The sequence below is a fragment of the Metabacillus niabensis genome, from assembly GCF_902829255.1.
Taxonomy (GTDB): Bacteria; Bacillota; Bacilli; order Bacillales; family Bacillaceae; genus Metabacillus; species Metabacillus niabensis.
The window spans coordinates 1-4,401 of the sequence record NZ_CADEPK010000060.1 but is presented as its reverse complement, the minus strand read 5'-3'; the positions used below and the strand labels follow the sequence as shown (position 1 = coordinate 4,401).

The 4,401-nt window shown below is 32.8% G+C and carries 4 protein-coding genes; all 4 read right to left on the bottom strand.

Annotated elements, in window-relative coordinates; genetic code table 11:
* Nucleotides 1-103: 103 nt before the first annotated feature.
* Nucleotides 104-811 carry a DNA alkylation repair protein gene (locus HU235_RS07340; protein WP_174879787.1) on the bottom strand — a complete coding sequence of 236 codons (708 nt, stop codon included), beginning with the start codon at nt 809-811 and terminating at the stop codon, nt 104-106.
* 208 nt (nt 812-1,019) lie between these two features.
* Nucleotides 1,020-2,057: a serine hydrolase domain-containing protein gene (locus HU235_RS07335; protein ID WP_174879786.1), complete on the bottom strand. Its 1,038-nt coding sequence runs from the start codon at nt 2,055-2,057 to the stop codon at nt 1,020-1,022.
* Between the two features lie 219 nt (nt 2,058-2,276).
* On the bottom strand, nt 2,277-3,554 hold the full coding sequence (locus tag HU235_RS07330; RefSeq protein WP_174879785.1) for an MFS transporter: 1,278 nt from the start codon (nt 3,552-3,554) through the stop codon (nt 2,277-2,279).
* Between the two features lie 66 nt (nt 3,555-3,620).
* Nucleotides 3,621-4,244 carry an ArsR/SmtB family transcription factor gene (locus tag HU235_RS07325; RefSeq protein ID WP_174879784.1) on the bottom strand — a complete coding sequence of 208 codons (624 nt, stop codon included), beginning with the start codon at nt 4,242-4,244 and terminating at the stop codon, nt 3,621-3,623.
* Between the last annotated feature and the right edge of the window lie 157 nt (nt 4,245-4,401).

The window sequence follows — 4,401 nt, the reverse complement described above, 5'->3', positions numbered from 1 at the left end:
CCTTAATATAATGCAAGAAAATAATGCAATTACTTTATTTAACAAAAAAAGACTCTACTTCTTTTTGAAGTAGAGCCGACTGTCCGTATATACAATTCATATTTTAACATCTAACATACTTGCGTTTGAAACCAAGTCTCCCTCTATCTATTTCTTTTTGAATACTTTCGTAAGCGTTTAAAAGACTTGTTTTCTTCTTATCCCGCTTCACTTCAACTATACCGATTTCCTTCGCGGTCTCGACTGCCTTTTCATGTAGTGGTAAATATGAAATCGCCACGGTGTATAGAAAATTATTCATAGATGCTTTCGTTCGTTCTGGTGAATCATGAATAGAATTTTTCATTATATCAAGCATGTTGGAGATTTTACTTTCGGAAAATTCATTGTCCTTCCGATTCCCTAAAAGCCAACAGTAACAACTCCATCCTGCCGACATTCTCAGCTCTTCACCGCTTGCGATCCATTTATCGGCAACATCTTGTGCAATAGTTGATTCTGATAAAGTTACTGCCACAACATAATCAGATATCATATAAAAATAGGCTTCATCCATCCAACGCTCATAATCCGACTCTGTCATAGCATTTGGATCTGCGATAATCCCTGCAAAATACATCGCATCGTAGTTACCAGTAGCATAAAGTTCTTCAGCTAAAGGTTGATTGATTTTTATTTTCTTTGCAATTGGTTTCATAGCTCCTGTAGCTACACCAAAAAGAGGCTCGTGGGCACCATTGGATATGTATATTTTTTTCGTTCGTTCCTTACCAAGAGCTTCAAGTTCCTGCATAACTGTTTCGAAATCCATAGTTTTGTTATCCTTTCTTTATTATCTATCTTATAGAACAAAATAGTTAATATTCTTGTTCAAATCTATCATAAATCGTAAGTTAAAGAAACATTTGAAAATGATGACAAGGATTATCTAATACATCTTTTAGGTAAGACCTATGTGCATCAGGCTATGAACACCAGAATTGATTTTAGCAAATCCATTTGACGGCTAAACCTTTAAGTCATACATCCATTGAAATTGATTGTAAACAATTCATTAAATTGTCTCCAAAAGATCTAACATCAGATAGGTAATTATATCCTTCTGGTGAACCAAAACTATTAAACATACGAACTGCCACAAGGTTTTCTTGTGGAATTACTAATAATGTAACACCTGTATAACCAAGTATTTGGTATGAACCAATCGGAACTTCTGCACCTATTTCAGATTTTGTAGCAGGTAAATCTTTTACAAACCATAAGAAACCATTTTGAGGTAAGTCTTGATCAATCTCTGATGGACTTTGAACTGATGTAGCGAGTTGTATAATCTCTTTTGGAACAATTTGTTTACCATCTATCTTTCCTTGTTTGAGATGGAAGTAACCCCAAAAAGCTAATTCACGTGCCGACACATACATATTTGCCTTATCGCCTTCAGTGCTATCACTTGTTTTCCAATTTACATCTCCACCATCTCGTAGGATTACCTCGACAAGTTTATCATGCTTATGTGCATACCAGTTTGATTCAAAAAAACCTAGTGGTCTAAATACTTGTTCGTGAATAATCTCAGACACTGTTTTTTTTGTTGTCTTCTTTACAATTTGAGTCAAAGCATCTATGCCGACTTGTCGATATGTCCAGTTTTGACCAGTAGGATACTCACGAAATACAATATCCTCCTTTTGATGTAAACCATGTGTATGAGTTAATAAATGCCTTATTGTTGTTTCTCTCCAAATTGCCTTGTCAAGCTCAGGTAAATATTTTAATACTAAATCATCTATATCCTCCAAATAACCGTAATAAAGAGCATAAGCTATAGCAAAACCAATATAGCTTTTCCTTACTGAAGCTATGTGAAATTGAGTATCAGCACTCACCATTCTTGCGTCATTTTTGTTGGATTGTTTCCCTATATATTCTTCTAAAACAATAGAGTCATTATGAATAATAAAAACAGAAGCTCCAGAACAAGTTACTTGGTTAAAGGTGTTATGAACATGATTTAACACCGAAGAAAAATGGTTATTTAGATTATATGTAAGATTCAAAAAACAGTACCCCCAGCCAATAGTCACATTACACATTACTAATTCTATTTTTAAGGTTTATTTCCCTTTTAAATAGATTATATTTTAAAATCATCTTTAATATGGCTGGACCATTATTTCGATGAGATACTTCTTAACAGAAGTATTGCCTCCGTTTGCTTGTGAAAAATGGAATTTAATCTTATCTAAATAATTTATATATAACTGTAATACCATTTTTTACATCATGTGATTTTCTTTTCCATTGACCTTCATATTAAACATACTTGAGTTAATTTCATTCACTTTAGGTAGTTTTCTTAATTTAGGATTCAGCAGCCACATTAAAGCAATTAGTAAACTTCCCACACCTGTAAAAGCGAATACCAGTTCAACATTTATTATTGATGCTAAATAACCTCCTACCAATGAACCAACGGGGAGTGACATTGCACTAAAACTATAGCTTGCGGAGGTGACCCTGCCAAGTACTTCGTTCGGAATGATTACTTGGTTAACCGTTCCAATCATAATATTTAGACAACTAATAGGTATCCAAGCTAGACCAAATAATACTATTGCAAGTAATGTATTAGGAATAATTGCCGAAAATACCCAACTACAAGTTGCTGTAAAGAACCCAAATATAGCAACTTTACCCACCTTGAATTTACTTAGCTTAGAGACTAATAAAACTCCGATTAACGAACCAGTGGAGATACTTGTTAGATAGTATCCATATATTTCAGAACCACCCTTTTCCTCTGCAAGTGAAGGCAATATAGCATAGGTTACACCTATTGCAAAATTGATCGCCACTGCACCTACTAATAAAGGGAGTAAATCTTGAAACACCATTTTTAAGCCTTCAGTTAATTCTTTTATATACTTATAATAAGCATCTCTTATGTCTGTCTCATTTTTTTTAAAAGTAGTTCTGCTCTCTTGATTAGGAAGTTTAATTAAACTGAACAGAAGTGCACAAATTGCAAAGCTAATCGAATCAATAACAAATAAAGAAATAGCTCCAATTAGTGTTACTAGAATTCCTGCCATTGCATTAAAGATTAAGTCTATCCCTTGATATGCAAAAGAAAAATAAGTGTTACCTTTTAATAAATCCTCCTTTTTAAGGATTAAAGGGAGGATTTTATTTTGCGTTGGATATGAGAATTGTTCGATGATAGCAACGATTGGCATAATAATTAATATTAAATGAACAGATAATAGATTCATAAGATATGAAAATGGGATGATTAACAATATCAAACATTGAAGAAGTTGAGTACTAACGAGAATTTTTTTTGCTTGCCACCTATCAATAAAGGGACCAAAAAGGAATTGGAAGACTTTTGGTAGCATTGTTAAAAAACCGGCTAATCCTGTATAGAAAGCACTACCTCCAAGTTCATAAACAAGCCACATTGCCGCAACATAGTAAATACTATCCCCGATATTTGTCACAGCTCTGCCTAAAAGGACAAATAAAAAGTTTTTGTTTGAAAGTAAAAAATTCATAATCACACCTCTAAAAATTAATTTAATCGGTTAAAAAATATTTAACCATTAAAGTAAAAAAAAGAATCAATCAGGATTCTTTTCTTCTTTTTTATACCTTTGCATGGATGGCTCATCAATTTGTAAGGCTGTAGTAGAAATAAAATATACATTACTATCTGGATTTTTTTCAGCATCTTTTGCAAGATCAATCAATTCTTCCATTAAATCAAAGTATTTATTAACCCATTTTTTAAATTGTTCTTTAGTGGCACTAATCTCCCATATAGAACCAACAAAATTCCATTGTGAGGGATCTTCAGATGCTTTTTCCATAATAAAAGATTCCTCAGGAGCAGAAAGTATATGTCTTCTTGTCCTATCATTCATTTGTAAAAACATTTGTCTAGAATATTCCCCCACATCTTGATGAGGCAATAAATTTTCTGCAGGTGTAAAACCACTTGCTACAGATTGGTAAAATTTTTGGATTATCCCATTCTTTTCTTCCGTGTGAACTATTTCTATTAATCCATTTTTTTCGAGGTCTTTTAAATGATAATGAATTTTAGCGCGAGACATACCGAAATATTCAGATAATTGCTGGCCAGTATAAGGCTTTTCCATTAAACGCATCATAATCTCAGCACGAAAAGGGTCGGAAAGTGCTTTTATTTGGCTAAATTCAGTTAATGTTAACATCGGTTTCATGCTTTCCACTCCGTCAATTTTATTTTAACCGGTAAAAATTATTTAACTCAATTATAATCCTTCCTAAATTAAAAATCAATTTACATTTGTGGACCGATAAAATATAGAGCTCTCCTTTAATTAACAAAAAAACTGCTTTAGCAAAATAACCTTAATC

Bases quoted from the DNA above. Each gene is read 5' to 3' on its own strand.
- HU235_RS07325 (WP_174879784.1), bottom strand. From the start codon at position 4,244: ATGAAACCGATGTTAACATTAACTGAATTTAGCCAAATAAAAGCACTT.
- HU235_RS07330 (WP_174879785.1), bottom strand. From the start codon at position 3,554: ATGAATTTTTTACTTTCAAACAAAAACTTTTTATTTGTCCTTTTAGGC.
- HU235_RS07340 (WP_174879787.1), bottom strand. From the start codon at position 811: ATGGATTTCGAAACAGTTATGCAGGAACTTGAAGCTCTTGGTAAGGAA.